The following is a 782-nucleotide window of genomic DNA, read 5'->3' on the forward strand; positions in this document are numbered from 1 at the left end:
TATCATAAGAGTAAAACCGCGGGATAAATTCTTTTTATGCAGAACACTTCAAATTTATTTACCGTTTAGTTTGTTTTTATACCCTGCCACCTGTTAGCTTAAGTTAAATATATCGTATTAAATCTGGCCGTTTTGGTGTCGCTGTCACTTTCCGGTTGCACCGCGTAACGCTGAAAGGATCCTGCCATGAGCTTATCTGATACCGGAACGTCAGTATTGCACTCTCTTAACCGCTACCACCTGAAAATACAGGGTTGCGATGCGCAACCTGATGTGGAGTCCTTTACCGGACGGGAAGCTATCAGTGAAACTTATCGTTACCGGATAACCTTTACCTCCCCTTCGCAAGATTTGCAGGCTAAACAGTTTCTGCGCCACTCTGCTCATTTCACGTTTTCATCACCCGCGACCCCATCCTCCGCGCTTGCCGCTGTCACCGGACCCCAAAAACAGGTTCACGGTGTGATTACTCACTTCCGGCGTCTTTCCGGTTCAGCTGACGAGGCGCGCTATCAGATTGTGCTGGAGCCCTTTGTGGCGCTGTTACGCCATCAGATACGCTCGCACCGATTTTTTCTTAATCAGTCTGTGCCTGATGTGATTACCTGTATTTTACGGGAGCACAATCTGCATGACTGGGAATTTGAATTTAACATCCGGCTCAGTTATCCCGAACGCGCACAAATCAACCAAATCAATGAGAGTGACTGGCAGTTTATTGAACGCTTATTAAGTGAAACGGGTATTTTCTATTCGTTCAGCCTGCAGGCTGATACCAAAAC

The 782-nt window shown here is 46.5% G+C and carries 1 protein-coding gene; it reads left to right on the top strand.

Features of this window, described 5'->3' with window-relative positions:
* Nucleotides 1-186: 186 nt before the first annotated feature.
* A partial coding sequence (locus ACMHKJ_RS19300) for a contractile injection system protein, VgrG/Pvc8 family (RefSeq protein ID WP_413496466.1) occupies nucleotides 187-782 on the top strand: 596 nt, incomplete at its 3' end.

The sequence above is a fragment of the Morganella psychrotolerans genome (genome assembly GCF_965118875.1).
Classification (GTDB): domain Bacteria; phylum Pseudomonadota; class Gammaproteobacteria; order Enterobacterales; family Enterobacteriaceae; genus Morganella; species Morganella psychrotolerans_C.